We start from the raw sequence: 13,762 nt of genomic DNA, 5'->3' as shown, positions 1-13,762 counted from the left end.
CGTTTTGTTGTTCACCGCGCCCTGCGGGGAATGTCACGCTATCAGAATGATATTACAGCCTAATTTAGCGTTGATTTCACTGTTTTGGCAAGCCTGACGCGGTAAATGACCGGTTACTCGGACACCGGCACCAACCAGTCGCTCTCGCCAACGCGATGACGTTGGAAGTCGATGCCGAAAACCGGGGCCAGTCGTTCAGGCTTCATGACGTCTGCTGCGTCTCCAGAATCAATCATTTTACCTTTTGAAATAAACCAGATATCATCATCCTGCTGTAAGCTGTGATTTAAATCATGAGCGCTGGCTAGCACAATCAACCCTGTCTGACACAACACTTTCAGCATGGCATCAAGCGCCACGCGTTGCGCTACGTCCAGACCAGTGGCGGGCTCATCGAGCACCAACAGGCGAGCATAAGGGTTCAGCGAAGGCCATCCTGTAAGAATACGGCGGCAAGACGTACACGTTGCCACTCGCCGCCGGACAGCTCCGTCAACGGACGCGTCAATTTATCCGTTAACATCAGACGCGTAGCAAGTTGGGCGACCACTTCATCGACCGCCATGACACTCACCTGTTTCGGCTGGTGCAGCGCCAGATACTGGAACACGGGCATCAATGCACTGTGGTTTTGCTGCTGCGACAGATAAGCGCGACGCAACGCCAGATCTCGCGCAGACAAATCGGCAATCGGCATGCCGTCCAGTTCCACACGCCCTTCGCCGTCTAGCAGCCCGGAAACCCGTGCCAGCAACGTGCTTTTCCCAGAGCCATTGGGCCCGACCACGTGAATCAATCGACCGGCATAGGCGCTGACGCTGACGGGCTGTAAACGCCGCCCACAGGCGACGTGGGTCAGACGCAGCGCGCAGGGAACGTGATGCTTCAACTCTTGCGTCAACAATTACTCGGCCACCGCAGCATCAATGGCGTTAACAATCATTTTGTCATCCGGAGCGATATCGGGAGAGAAACGCTGAATCACCTGACCATTGCGCCCGATCAGGAATTTTTCAAAGTTCCACAGAATATCTTCAGGATGCTTGGGCGCCCGACCTTTATTGAGTAAACGCTCATAAAAACCGCTAAGCAGATTTCCCTTAGCTTTGGGCTGTGCGGCAATCAGGTGACGGTACAGGGGATGACGTTGCTCGCCATTTACCTCAATCTTGCTGAACATCGGGAACTGCACGCCAAAGGTGGCACGGCAAAATTCCTGAATCTCAGCGTCGCTGCCCGGCTCTTGTCCGGCGAATTCATTGGAAGGAAACCCCAGCACCACAAAGCCGCGCTCGCGATAGGTTTCATACAGTTTTTCCAACTCATCGTACTGTTTGGTTAAACCGCATTTGGAGGCCACGTTAACAATCAGTGCGACCTGTCCCTGATAAGCGCTAAGGGTGGTCGCCTCGCCGTTAATGGTGGTCAACTGGATTGCATAGATGTCGTTACTCATAGTCACCTTCCTGTTGTACGTCATTAGGTTACATTTACCGGATTACGCCGGCGCAGCAGCAGCCAGATAAACAACGGTGCGCCGAGCGTCGCGGTGATCACACCGATGGGCAACTCGGCCGAGAGGATCATTACGCGTGCCATGGTTTCAGAGAGCGAGAGCGTCATGGCACCCGCCAGCCCGCAGCCCGTCAGCAAGTAGCGTTGATCGGTCAACCCCATCAGGCGCAGCGCGTGGGGGACAATCAGCCCGACAAACCCGATAACACCGGCCAGCGCAACGCTAATCCCCACCAGAATGCCCACCACCAGCACCAGCACCAACACCAACACCAGCACCAGAAGGTTACGCCAGCGATAAACAGAGATCCCCAACTGCCGCGCCTGAATCTCACCCAGCGAAAGACGGTTGAGCGTCTGTCCCTGACGGCTTAGCCACGCCAGACAAGGTAGCAATGCCACCATCAACCACCCGTAGCGCCAGTCAACGCCGCTGAATCCGCCCAGCATCCAATACATCAGTTGACGTAGATCCAGACTGGTACTGAAATAGACGGCCCAGGTCATCACGGCGCTGCACACAATCCCCAGCGCTACGCCAATCAGCAGCAAACGCGCATTGGAAATGTGACGTCTGGCAAAATGTAATAGCGAGAATGTGGTGGCTAGCGCCCCAACAATTGCACCAACACTCAGCACCCAGACTGGTTGCAACCCCTGCCACAGCAGGACGCCAAGCACCAGCGCCACGCCAGCGCCATTAGCAACGCCCAGCAAGCCCAGCTCTGCCAGTGGGTTATCGAAAATGGCCTGCATCACGGCCCCTGACATCGCCAGGCTCGCCCCCACCAGCATCACCGCCAGCGTTCTCGGCATACGCAACTGCCGGATGAAAACACGCTGGGCATCATCCCATCATGACCAGGGCATCACCCAACGATCGCCAGCACATAACCAGATGATCACGGTCACCGCCGCCAGTAGCGCCAACACCACGATGCGTTGACGGTCGTGATAACGCTGGCGTAAACGTAACAGCGAGTATCCCTTGTTCAATGGCTGCATAACGCTATCCTGTACACTGCGGTCACACCCGCAAACTCAACTCTGCTTAACTCGACCGTCATTTCGTGTAGCGTCACTGCACGCCGTTCATCTCGCTAAGGCATTCCAGGTGCCGAGTAGCGATCAAAACGCCACTTTACGCCGCCCTGTCAACCAAGCGCCGACAAACTCTGGCACCACTTCTGTCGCCGCGCCGTAGATTTTTTCATCAAACTGGCTCTCAACCTGACTCGGTTCGAGATTCAGTTCTATGGTGTAAGCACCATGGGTGTGCGCTTCATGAACGAATCCCGCTGCCGGATAAACATGACCGGAAGTTCCGATAGCGATGAAATAATCGGCCTGCGCCAGCGCCTGATAGATACGTTCCATACCAAGAGGCATTTCTCCGAACCACACCACGTGCGGGCGCAGTCGCGCGGGAAACTGGCAACAGTGGCAGCGTTCATTAGCAGCGATATCACCGGTCCAGTCGATAACCTGTCCACTCTGGCAACAGCGCACCTTGAGCAATTCACCGTGCATATGAACAACCAGCTGGCTGCCCGCACGCTCGTGCAGATTATCGATATTTTGCGTCACCAACAGGAAGTTATCTCCGAGCGCCGCCTCAAGATTGGCTAACGCCAGATGCGCTGCGTTGGGCACCACCTCTGGCTGCTGCAACTGCTTACGGCGCGCGTTGTAAAACGCCTGCACCAGTTGCGGATCGCGTTGAAATCCTTCCGGCGTGGCTACATCTCCCACCCGGTGCTCCTCCCACAGGCTATCCGCCGCGCGAAAGGTGCGAATACCGGATTCCGCTGAAATCCCCACGCCAGTCAGAACCACCACGCGCGGGCTTTTTGATTCATTCACCGCCAGATAATCCTTATGGAAAATACGTGAACGCAGACGCTGCTGACGCAGTCGCTTTCCTTGATGAAACCGGATCATCCTTTGACGCGTATGCATGTCTGCTCCTGTGAAAGCTGGGTGGAAAGTGTCTAACGCTGCCAGCTTGATTGCCAATAAGCGTTTACCGCTAAAAAAACTACTGCGAAAAAAAGTGCAGCAGGGCCGCGCCCCGAACGCCACCTGCATCACCATAGCGCGCCTTCTCAATGCGCGGTAAGCGCGCAACCGGCAGCAAATACTCAGGTAACCGCGTCGGGAGAAACTGATAGATCTCATCAAAGTTAGACAACCCACCGCCCAGCACCAACATAATGGGGGTCAAATATTATCAACAGATTCCCCACGCAGGCCGCCAGCACGCTCATATAGCGATCGACGTGCGCCAGCGCGTTTGCTTCACCCGCCCGATAGTGGCGAATAATGGTGACAGAATTAAGACTTTCGCCATAGGTATGCGCATAAAGCCATTCAAAACCTCGGCCAGAAATATAGTTTTCAATACAGCCAGATTGACCACAGCCGCATTTCACCCGAGGGATATCTTCCCCCATAATATCCAGTGCATCCACCGGTAGCCGGAAATGGCCGAATTCGCCAGTAATGCCGTTGCGACCATCAATCACTTCGCCATTAATCACCAGACCGCCACCGACACCGGTGCCAAGGATCAGCCCCAACACCACAGGATACTGACGGAATTCACCCTCCCAAGCTTCCGAAAGGGCAAAGCAGTTGGCATCGTTGGTCATGCGCACATCACGCTGCAACAGGCGTTGCAAATCCGCCTATAGTGGTTTTCCCATGGTTGCAGGCAGGTTAGCAGTAAACAGCGCACCATCATCCCCGCCACGCATACCGGGAATGCCGACGCCGACAGTCCCCTGTTTGCCCGTCAACGCATCGGCTTCCTGCGTGAGTGCAGCAAAGGCCGCCAGCAATGCATCATAGTCATTACGCGGCTTAGGCACCCGTTTTTGCCATACGGACCTCATATCCGCATCAAAGACGCCGACTTCAATCTTACTGCCGCCCAGATCAAAACCATAATACATGGCTCACTCCTCTGTGGCTGAATAGGTTATGCGATTGCAAGTGGCCGTAGCGCTATTGCCCGCTTAACACGCGAGCGGGCTCAATACGGCTGGCGCGCCGCGCCGGATACCAACTGGCCAGCAAGCTCAACGCCACGGTGGTGAGCAGTACCAAAACCACATCCATCATGTACAATTCTGACGGCAGAAAATCGATAAAATAGATATCGCCCGACAGAAAATGGTGTCCGGTCAGCGATTCAATCCCGCGCATGATCGCACTCAGTTGTAGCGTCGCCACCACCCCGATCACGGCACCGATCACACAGCCAAGCAGGCCTGCCAGCAGTCCATACCAGATGAAAATGGCACGGATCAGCCTGTCGCTCGCCCCCAAGGTGCGCAATACGGCAATATCGCTGCTTTTGTCTTTCACCGCCATCACCAGCGTGGAAACAATGTTAAAACAGGCAACACCAATCACCAGTACCATCGCTAAATACATGATAGTCCGAATCATCTGGATATCGCGATACATGTAACCGTAGGTGCCAATCCAGTCACGAATATAGATATAGGTGTCGGTCACTTTCCCCGCGTCACGCACCAGTTTGCTGGCGGCAAACACGTCATCGACCTTGATGGCAATGCCGCTGACATCATCACCCATGTCAAGATACTGCTGCGCGTCAGCCAACTGGATCAACGCCAGACTGTGATCGAGTTGCCCGCTAAGTTGCAGAATACCGCTCACGTGCAGGCGAATGCGCTTCGGCTGCAACAGCTTCATTTGCGGATCGCTGCTGGGGATCATCACCGTCACCCAATCCCCGGTTTTGACCTCAAGCGCCTGCGCAACGCCCTTGCCGAGAATAACCTTCTGCTCACCCGCTTTGAAATTGGCCCACGCATTTCCTGCCACAAACGTTGGCAAAGTACTGAGGCGTTGTTCCTGTTGCGGATCGACGCCTTTCATCTGTATCGCGCGCAGTCTGGCTCCGCTCTCCAGCAGCACAGTAAAATGCACATAGGGCACAGCGGCAACGATGCCAGGCACCTGCTCAATTTTAGGCAACATGTTCTGCCAGCCGGTGAAGGGCGGATTGACCGGTTCCATTTCACCATGAGGCACTACTGCCAAAATACGATTTTTCAATTCACGTTCGAAGCCGTTCATGGCGCTGAGGCCTACGATCAGCACCGCCACCCCAAGCGCAATACCGATGGTGGAGATCACCGAAATCAGGGAAACCATGCCACCGCGCCGACGGCCCCGGCTAAAACGCAGCCCAATCAGCAGGGAGAGCGGGGGAAAACTCATTGCGCGACTCCCATAAGGGTTAACTCTTGCTGAAGTTGCCCGTCACGCATTTCCAACTGGCGACGCAAACGCGCAGCCAGCGACAAATCGTGAGTCACCACCAGAAACGCGGTGCCCTGACGCACGTTTAACTCGCCCAGCAGTTCAAAAATGGTATCCGCCGTGCGCTGATCGAGGTTACCCGTAGGCTCATCCGCCAGCACCAGCGACGGGTTATTCACCAACGCGCGGGCGATGGCCACGCGCTGACGCTCCCCGCCGGACAATTCGCTGGAACGGTGCTCGCGCCGTGCATCCAGACCCACGGCGGCCAGCATAGCGCGCGCCTGATCCTGCGCCTGCGCGGGCGGCGTGTTGCCAATCAGAAGTGGCATCGCCACGTTTTCCAACGCGGTGAAATCCGGCAATAAATGGTGAAACTGATAGATAAAGCCCAGTTCACGGTTGCGCAGCGCCGATTTAGCAGCGGCGGAGAGCCCACTGAGCGCCTGACCTTTGAAGATAACATCACCAGTGGTGGGCGCATCCAGCCCTCCCAGCAGATGCAACAGGGTACTTTTCCCCGAACCGGAACTACCGACAATCGCCATCATTTCGCCGGCCTGCATGCTGAATGTCACATTACGCAGCACTTCGGTGGACAGCTTCCCTTCCTGGTAGGTTTTGCACAGATCATTACATTGCAACAACAGGGAATCATTCATAGCGTAAGGCCTCTGCGGGATGAACGGCGGCGGCGCGCCAGGAAGGATAAAGGGTAGACAGTATGGCAACGATCATCGCCACTAGCGCGATAGTCACCACCTGCACCGCATCAATATGAACGGGTAGCGCGGCACCATCCAGCAACAGCCCCAATGCCGGGATCAGCGTATTAAGCTGGCTAGCCAACAGCGTACCGAGTACTGCGCCCAACAGAGCACCGACCACCCCGGCGCTTCCCCCCTGTACCATAAACACCGCCATAATCTGGCGTTGGGTCAGCCCCTGCGTTTGCAAAATGGCCACCTCACCCTGCTTTTCCATCACCAACAACCCTAACGACGTAATGATATTGAACGCCGCGACGGCGACGATCAGGCTCAACAACAGCCCCATCATATTTTTTTCCATGCGAACGGCCTGAAACAGTTCGCCCTTGCGCTCACGCCAATCTTTCATCACCAATCCTTGTGGCACCGGCTGCGCACTGAACGCCACAATATCCAACGGGTTTTCCAGCCACAGGCGCCAACCAGTTATGTGCCCGGTCGGGTAACGCATCAGACGCGACGCATCCTGCTGATTCACCAGCATCTGGTAACCATCCACTTCACTACCTGCGGCAAAGGTACCTGCTACGGTAAACAAGCGCTGGCTGGGAATGCGCCCCATTGGCGTGAGTTGACTGGCACCGGTGACCATAATACGCAGTTGTTCACCGCGTTTGACCCCAAGTTGAGAGGCCAACTGCTCGCCAAGGATCACCTGGTATTCACCCGCTTGAAGTTGAGTGAGCGAGGTATTTTTCAAAAAACGTGACAAAGGCTCAGGTTCATCGGGATTAATGCCCAGCATGACTCCGACTGCCACCCTGCGCGCGCTTTGCAACACCACTTCGCCCGTGGTGATTGGCGCTATGCGCGTTATGCCCTGTAAGGAGCTCAACGATGATGCAGGCAATGCCTGTGGGTCGAGTGAACCGCTCGCTGTGGTCACCACCGCCTGCGGCATCAATCCCAGGATGTTCTCCTCAAGCTCCTGTTCAAATCCATTCATCACCGACAATACGGTCACCAGCGCTATGACGCCTAACGTGATGCCAATGGCCGATAACCAGGAGACAAATCGCCCAAAGCGATCCGATGCTCGCCCACGCATATAACGCAGGCCAATAAATAAAGCGACAGGTTGATACATGAAATCCGTCTGGATAAGGTTGCTAAAGCAAAGTGATCAAGGATAATAAAGGGTCATATCACTTTATGGAACCCTACCCCGCTTCCTACACTGCTTTTTATTATGCTGGAACGGGGCAACACCAGATATTCGGAATATGCCTGAAAAAAATCGCTATGCTCTGCCCGTAAAAGCGGGTGAACAACGTCTGTTAGGCCAACTAACCGGCGCTGCCTGCGCCGTCGAGTGTGCCGACATCATTGAACGCCACGCCGGGCCGGTTGTACTTATCGCACCTGATATGCAAAACGCGCTGCGGCTACGCGATGAACTTCAGCAGTTTACGGTGCATCCGGTCACCACGTTGTCTGACTGGGAGACGCTGCCTTACGACAGTTTCTCGCCGCATCAGGGGATCATCTCGGCGCGTCTCTCCACACTGTATCACCTCCCTGAAATGACCCGCGGCGTACTGGTGTTGCCGGTCAATACGCTAATGCAGTTGGTGTGCCCGCACACCAACTGCACGGTCATGCGTTGATGGTGAAAAAAGGACAACGCCTGCCTGCTCCAACTGCGCGCGCAGTTGGAGCAGGCAGGCTATCGCAGTGTCGATCAGGTAATGGAACACGGGGAGTTTGCCACGCGCGGTGCGCTGCTGGACCTCTTCCCCATGGGCAGTGAAGAGCCCTACCGCATCGATTTTTTCGATGATGACGTAGATAGCCTGCGCGTATTTGATGTTGATAACCAGCACACGTTGCACGAAGTGACACAAATCAACCTGCTGCCTGCGCATGAGTTCCCTACCGACAAAAATGCCATCGAACGCTTTCGCAGCCAGTGGCGCGAAACCTTTGAAGTGCGTCGTGATGCCGAGCATATTTATCAACAGGTCAGCAAAGGTACCTGGCCTGCGGGCATTGAATATTGGCCACCGCTGTTTTTTGAACAGCCGCTCAGCACGCTGTTCAGCTATCTCCCCAGCAATACGCTGCTGGTTAATACGGGCGATCTTGAAGCAAGCGCTACCCGCTTTTGGGCCGATATTCAACAACGTTTTGAAAGCCGCCGCGTAGACCAGATGCGTCCTCTGTTAACGCCGGACGCCTTGTGGTTGCGAGTCGATGCGTTGTTCAGCGAACTGAAAGCCTGGCCGCGCGGTCAGCTCAGCAAAGAAACGCTGACGGAAAAAGCAGCGCACCGCAACCTCGGTTACCAAACGCTGCCGGACATCGCCATCCAGCACCAGCACAAAGCGCCGCTGGATGCACTGCGACGTTTTTTGGAAGGTTTTACCGGACAGGTGATCTTTTCCGTTGAAAGCGAGGGGCGTCGTAAAACCCTTCAGGAATTACTGGCACGCATCAAACTGGCGCCAACGCCAATTACCCGTTTGGATCAGGCGGACAAACCAGGCGCTTATCTGATTATCGGTGCCAGCGAGCACGGTTTTATCGACACGCTGCGCCAACGCGCCTTGATTTGTGAAAGCGATCTGCTCGGTGAACGCGTTGCACGTCGACGTCAGGACAGCCGTCGCACCATTAATACCGATACACTGATCCGCAACTTGGCCGAACTACATCCGGGACAGCCGGTGGTGCATATGGGGCACGGCGTTGGGCGTTACGTCGGCCTCACGACGCTGGAAGCCGGTGGCATCACCGCAGAGTACATGATCCTGACCTACGCTGGGGAAGATAAACTCTATGTTCCGGTTTCGTCATTGCACCTCATCAGCCGTTATTCCGGTGGGGCCGATGAAAATGCGCCATTACACAAACTGGGCGGCGATGCCTGGTCACGCGCGCGGCAAAAAGCGGCGGAGAAAGTACGTGATGTGGCAGCCGAACTACTGGATATCTACGCGCAGCGCGCAGCGAAAAGCGGATTTGCCTTTAAGCACGATCGCAAACAATACCAACTTTTCTGCGAGGGGTTCCCGTTCGAAACCACGCCTGATCAAGCACAAGCCATCAATGCCGTACTGAGCGATATGTGTCAGCCGCTGGCAATGGACCGGCTGGTATGCGGTGACGTCGGCTTCGGTAAAACCGAAGTTGCGATGCGCGCCGCGTTCCTCGCGGTGGAAAACCACAAACAGGTAGCCGTGCTGGTGCCGACCACTCTGCTGGCACAACAGCATTACGACAATTTCTGCGATCGCTTTGCCAATTGGCCCATTCGTATCGAAATGCTCTCCCGTTTCCGCAGTGCCAAAGAACAGACGCAGGTGCTGGAACAAACGCAGGAAGGCAAGGTAGGCATTCTGATTGGCACCCACAAACTGCTGCAAAGTGACGTGCACTGGCGCGACCTTGGGCTACTGATTGTGGATGAAGAGCACCGCTTTGGCGTGCGCCACAAAGAGCGTATCAAAGCGATGCGTGCCAACGTGGATATCCTGACGCTGACCGCCACACCGATCCCGCGTACTCTCAACATGGCGATGAGCGGGATGCGCGATCTCTCGATTATTGCCACACCGCCCGCGCGCCGTCTGGCGGTAAAAACTTTTGTTCGCGAGTACGATGGCCTGTTGGTGCGTGAAGCGATGCTGCATGAAATTCTGCGCGGCGGACAGGTTTATTACCTCTACAACGACGTAGAAAACATCGAGAAAGCCGCTCAACGCTTGGCGGAGTTGGTGCCTGAAGCACGCATCGCGATTGGTCACGGCCAAATGCGCGAACGGGATCTGGAACGGGTGATGGGCGATTTCCATCATCAGCGCTTTAACGTGCTGGTGTGCACAACCATCATCGAAACCGGCATCGATATTCCCAGCGCCAACACCATCATCATTGAGCGCGCCGACCATTTCGGTTTGGCCCAGTTGCACCAGTTGCGCGGGCGCGTCGGACGTTCGCACCATCAGGCCTATGCCTATCTGCTGACGCCAAATCCGAAGGCGATGAGTACCGATGCGCACAAACGGCTGGAAGCCATCGCATCACTGGAGGATTTGGGTGCAGGCTTTGCACTGGCAACCCATGATTTGGAGATTCGCGGCGCAGGTGAACTGCTTGGCGAAGATCAAAGCGGGCAAATGACAACCGTCGGTTTTTCGCTCTATATGGATCTGCTGGAAAACGCGGTCGGTGCGCTCAAAGCCGGGCGCGAACCCTCTTTGGAAGATCTGATCAGCAGTCAAACCGAGGTGGAATTACGCCTACCGTCCTTGCTGCCGGAGGCCTTTATCCCTGACGTCAACACGCGACTGTCATTCTACAAGCGCATTGCCAGCGCCAAGGACGATAGCGCATTGGAAGAGCTGAAAGTGGAACTTATCGATCGCTTTGGTACCCTGCCGGATGCCACGCGCCATCTGTTGCAGATTGCCGCGCTGCGCCAGCACGCGCAATCGCTAGGCATCAAACGTATCGAGGGCAACGAAAAAGGCGGATTTATCGAGTTTAGTGCCCATAACAGGGTCGATCCTGCACACCTGATTGGCCTGTTACAGCGCGATCCTCGCGTCTATCGTTTGGATGGCCCTACCCGCTTGAAATTTATTAAAGACCTCAGCGAAAGGCCAGAGCGTATCGACTTCATTGCTGGACTTCTGACTGACATGGCTCAGCACACCTTGGCGGCATAAGCCTGCACAGTGGTGGCTACTATCGCTTAGCCACCACTGTGTGCGGGGTTGGATATAACGTATACACACTGCACTAAAACTAACGTTAGGGAGACTACAACGTCAGCAAAAGGCCCATGCTGTATTAGCTGTAAACAGTGCTGGTAAAAAATTTAAACTTATAAATTCCCCAATAAGAAACCATAGCAACCAATAATGAGTTAATAGCGGGCACACCACATCTATCTATTGCCCCCACAAAGCTCCCTAACAAACAGCAAAAAATAGCGTCCCAACCTATTAGTGGCGTGATGTCATCCCCGGGCAAGGTGTTGGCATCACGAGACTGATTCAGTTTTTCAGCATTCTCCTTTACGCAAAAATATCCCACAATCATCACGCCAACGACGGGTGGGAAAATAATGCCTAACAGTGTCAGGAAATTGATAAACCTATCGAGTATTCCTAGTATCGAAAATACAGTCCCTGTGATGCCAATTACAATCGTAATAATGGTATAACTTACTTTTTTACCTGTGAGAATCTCAACGGCATTTGCAATGCTTAGCGATGAAGAGTAAAGATTCAAATCATTGACTCTCAACGTCGAAAAAATGACCGCTAATAATCCAATGCCTGCGGTTGTTTATGTCATGATGGTGACAACATCTTCTGTGTTAAGCGCCCTGGCTAGCATGATGGCTAACCCATTAATAACAAATTCACCTGCAAAGATGGTAAACAACGTTATTGAAAAAACATGAGATGTTTTTTTAGCATAGCGTGTTATATCGGGAGTCATCAATGCGGCCACAATACAACCTCCAATAATAATGGTTATTGCATTAGCTATTGTTAAAGGCTCTCCCTGTGGCGCAGTGTGAAAAAGAGTTGTTACATTAAGATTGGAAAGAATTTGAATAGAAATAAAAGCGATAACAGCAATGAATATTGGAACAGCAATTGAGGCGGCAGTTTTAATCGCTCTAATACCAAATGCGACGAGGAAAGTAATAAATAAGCCTGATAATGCGGCAGAGAACTCAAACCCTAGCATTCCATTCAATGCATGATCGATGCCTTTGGCAAACACTGCATTTTGTACACCGAACCACCCTAACAGACTGACGGCTACGATTGCACTGATCAATACCGATCCAACTCGCCCGAAGCCTGACAAACGCGCAAGTAGGGTAACGGTTAATCCTTCCTTAATTCCAGCATAGCCCAGTGCGAAGGTAATAGCACCAAATACAATACTCGCCATCGTAATGGCGACAAAGCGTCCTGTAGGGTCATCGAGTGACCCAGAATCGCCCCTAGCATAAATTGATCAAGCGCAGTTAACATACCAGCATGGACCAGCATTATGCCTAATAATGGTAAGCGGCATTCAGGTTGCACTCGACTGTATGAGTGATTTTCATTTCTTTTCATAAATTATAAACACCCATTTTTAAAATTGCTGTCGGGATAAAGTCGCCTATATCTTGGTCAACATAAATTGCACGTAGTTGTGCTATATTATGTATGTCAAGCTTATCAAAAACCGAATGCACTCTATAATTTACCGTGCGTGAGGTTATATTAAGAATACGTGATATCTCCTTGCGTGAATACCCATGAATAAGTAACTAAATCACTTCGAGTTCTTTTTCTGTTACCAGACCGATTCCTGTTGATGTTATTTCATAGTTACTTTTATTTAATGACTTTAGAATAGGGTGAATACAGCATGCCGGCTTGGCATCCCAAAGAATACCTATACATTTATTAAAATCATCATAAGTGGGGATTTTTGTGCTAATGTAAGCAATCGGTTTATCATTACCGTTCCAACAGTGTACTTCGAATACGCTAACGCTTTTTTTACTGCTCATTGTGTCTTGATCGTGTTTAATCAAATCAAGATATAATTCATGCCATGCTGTTGGAAACTCAATATCATGCCGACCTTCAACTGAAAAATTTTTTGGTGTATTAGTGTACCGTCTTGCAGCAAGGTTGAGATAGACATGCCTCGATTCAGCATCTTTTATCCCCCATGGCTCATCAAGATTTTCTATTAGCGAAATGGCTCTAGAAAAATCTGCTGCAACGCACATATCCCCCTTAAAATCAGCCAAGTTGCTTTACCAAGTAGTGCCTTGAAAATTTCATAAAAAAGCCATCAAGACTACCATATTCCGAATAGCCCAACTTTATATAAAACCCACGTGCCTGAAAGCTGAATGTATCAACATAAGAAAAATGGCAATCTCTTTTTATCGCCTCACGCTCAGCCATTAGCATCAATTCTCGCCCAACGCCGTTTTTTTGATATTCTGCCGCAACCCAAAGGTATTGAATGTCTAATCCACCCCACCATGTTCTGGCTATTATTCCCCCCTTTATGTTATCTGATTCATCTTTAACCGTGATTCGCAATGGTTGAATGTCAACAGGTGCAAAATGATCATTATGTTTCCATAAACCATCAAGTGTCTGTTTCTCTTCATTTTCATCAGGTGTGCAGTGTAATAGGTAATTCAT

8 protein-coding genes and 5 pseudogenes are annotated in these 13,762 nt (G+C 52.7%); 1 reads left to right on the top strand and 12 read right to left on the bottom strand.

Annotated elements, in window-relative coordinates:
- Nucleotides 1-113 precede the first annotated feature (113 nt).
- The 8 genes and pseudogenes from btuD to lolC form a co-directional block, all read right to left on the bottom strand.
- Nucleotides 114-865: pseudogene (gene btuD, locus JZM30_RS24780) on the bottom strand (vitamin B12 ABC transporter ATP-binding protein BtuD).
- Between the two features lie 39 nt (nucleotides 866-904).
- The gene (locus JZM30_RS14255) at nucleotides 905-1,456 is read right to left on the bottom strand and encodes a glutathione peroxidase (protein ID WP_252319499.1); all 552 of its coding nucleotides are present in this window, start codon (nucleotides 1,454-1,456) and stop codon (nucleotides 905-907) included.
- A gap of 23 nt (nucleotides 1,457-1,479) precedes the next feature.
- Nucleotides 1,480-2,520, bottom strand: a pseudogene (gene btuC, locus JZM30_RS14250) (vitamin B12 ABC transporter permease BtuC).
- A 123-nt stretch (nucleotides 2,521-2,643) separates the two neighbouring features.
- Nucleotides 2,644-3,474, bottom strand: coding sequence for a Sir2 family NAD+-dependent deacetylase (gene cobB, locus JZM30_RS14245; RefSeq protein WP_252319498.1), 831 nt, complete (start codon nucleotides 3,472-3,474; stop codon nucleotides 2,644-2,646).
- A 79-nt stretch (nucleotides 3,475-3,553) separates the two neighbouring features.
- Nucleotides 3,554-4,469 (bottom strand): annotated as a pseudogene (gene nagK, locus JZM30_RS14240) (N-acetylglucosamine kinase).
- A 52-nt stretch (nucleotides 4,470-4,521) separates the two neighbouring features.
- On the bottom strand, nucleotides 4,522-5,769 hold the full coding sequence (gene lolE, locus JZM30_RS14235) for a lipoprotein-releasing ABC transporter permease subunit LolE (protein WP_252319497.1): 1,248 nt from the start codon (nucleotides 5,767-5,769) through the stop codon (nucleotides 4,522-4,524).
- Nucleotides 5,766-6,473, bottom strand: coding sequence for a lipoprotein-releasing ABC transporter ATP-binding protein LolD (gene lolD / locus JZM30_RS14230; RefSeq protein ID WP_252319495.1), 708 nt, complete (start codon nucleotides 6,471-6,473; stop codon nucleotides 5,766-5,768). Before lolD ends, lolE begins: the two co-directional genes overlap by 4 nt.
- Nucleotides 6,466-7,668, bottom strand: a complete 1,203-nt coding sequence (gene lolC, locus JZM30_RS14225) for a lipoprotein-releasing ABC transporter permease subunit LolC (protein ID WP_252319493.1) — start codon at nucleotides 7,666-7,668, stop codon at nucleotides 6,466-6,468. Before lolC ends, lolD begins: the two co-directional genes overlap by 8 nt.
- Nucleotides 7,669-7,804: 136 nt before the next feature.
- Between lolC and mfd the strand changes: the two are divergent.
- A pseudogene (gene mfd, locus JZM30_RS14220) lies at nucleotides 7,805-11,251 on the top strand (transcription-repair coupling factor).
- A gap of 124 nt (nucleotides 11,252-11,375) precedes the next feature.
- Here the strand turns inward: mfd and JZM30_RS14215 are convergent.
- The 4 genes and pseudogenes from JZM30_RS14215 to JZM30_RS14205 form a co-directional block, all read right to left on the bottom strand.
- Nucleotides 11,376-12,667: pseudogene (locus tag JZM30_RS14215) on the bottom strand (cytosine permease).
- Nucleotides 12,664-12,858 carry a helix-turn-helix transcriptional regulator gene (locus tag JZM30_RS24350; protein ID WP_367115883.1) on the bottom strand — a complete coding sequence of 65 codons (195 nt, stop codon included), beginning with the start codon at nucleotides 12,856-12,858 and terminating at the stop codon, nucleotides 12,664-12,666. The pseudogene JZM30_RS14215 and the gene JZM30_RS24350 overlap by 4 nt, the downstream one beginning before the upstream one ends.
- Nucleotides 12,859-12,864: 6 nt before the next feature.
- Nucleotides 12,865-13,356, bottom strand: coding sequence for a PAS domain-containing protein (locus tag JZM30_RS14210; protein ID WP_252319491.1), 492 nt, complete (start codon nucleotides 13,354-13,356; stop codon nucleotides 12,865-12,867).
- Nucleotides 13,349-13,762: a GNAT family N-acetyltransferase gene (locus JZM30_RS14205; RefSeq protein WP_252319489.1), complete on the bottom strand. Its 414-nt coding sequence runs from the start codon at nucleotides 13,760-13,762 to the stop codon at nucleotides 13,349-13,351. The genes JZM30_RS14210 and JZM30_RS14205 overlap by 8 nt, the downstream gene beginning before the upstream one ends.

It is taken from the genome of Candidatus Symbiopectobacterium endolongispinus (assembly GCF_018777385.1).
GTDB classification, from domain to species: Bacteria; Pseudomonadota; Gammaproteobacteria; order Enterobacterales; family Enterobacteriaceae; genus Symbiopectobacterium; species Symbiopectobacterium endolongispinus.
The sequence above is the reverse complement of the archived record's forward strand: the minus strand, read 5'-3'. Positions and strand labels throughout refer to the sequence as shown.

Coding starts and splice junctions, on each gene's coding strand:
- lolE (WP_252319497.1), bottom strand. CDS start 5,769: ATGAGTTTTCCCCCGCTCTCCCTGCTGATTGGGCTGCGTTTTAGCCGG.
- lolD (WP_252319495.1), bottom strand. CDS start 6,473: ATGAATGATTCCCTGTTGTTGCAATGTAATGATCTGTGCAAAACCTAC.
- lolC (WP_252319493.1), bottom strand. CDS start 7,668: ATGTATCAACCTGTCGCTTTATTTATTGGCCTGCGTTATATGCGTGGG.
- JZM30_RS14255 (WP_252319499.1), bottom strand. CDS start 1,456: ATGAGTAACGACATCTATGCAATCCAGTTGACCACCATTAACGGCGAG.
- cobB (WP_252319498.1), bottom strand. CDS start 3,474: ATGCATACGCGTCAAAGGATGATCCGGTTTCATCAAGGAAAGCGACTG.
- JZM30_RS14205 (WP_252319489.1), bottom strand. CDS start 13,762: ATGAATTACCTATTACACTGCACACCTGATGAAAATGAAGAGAAACAG.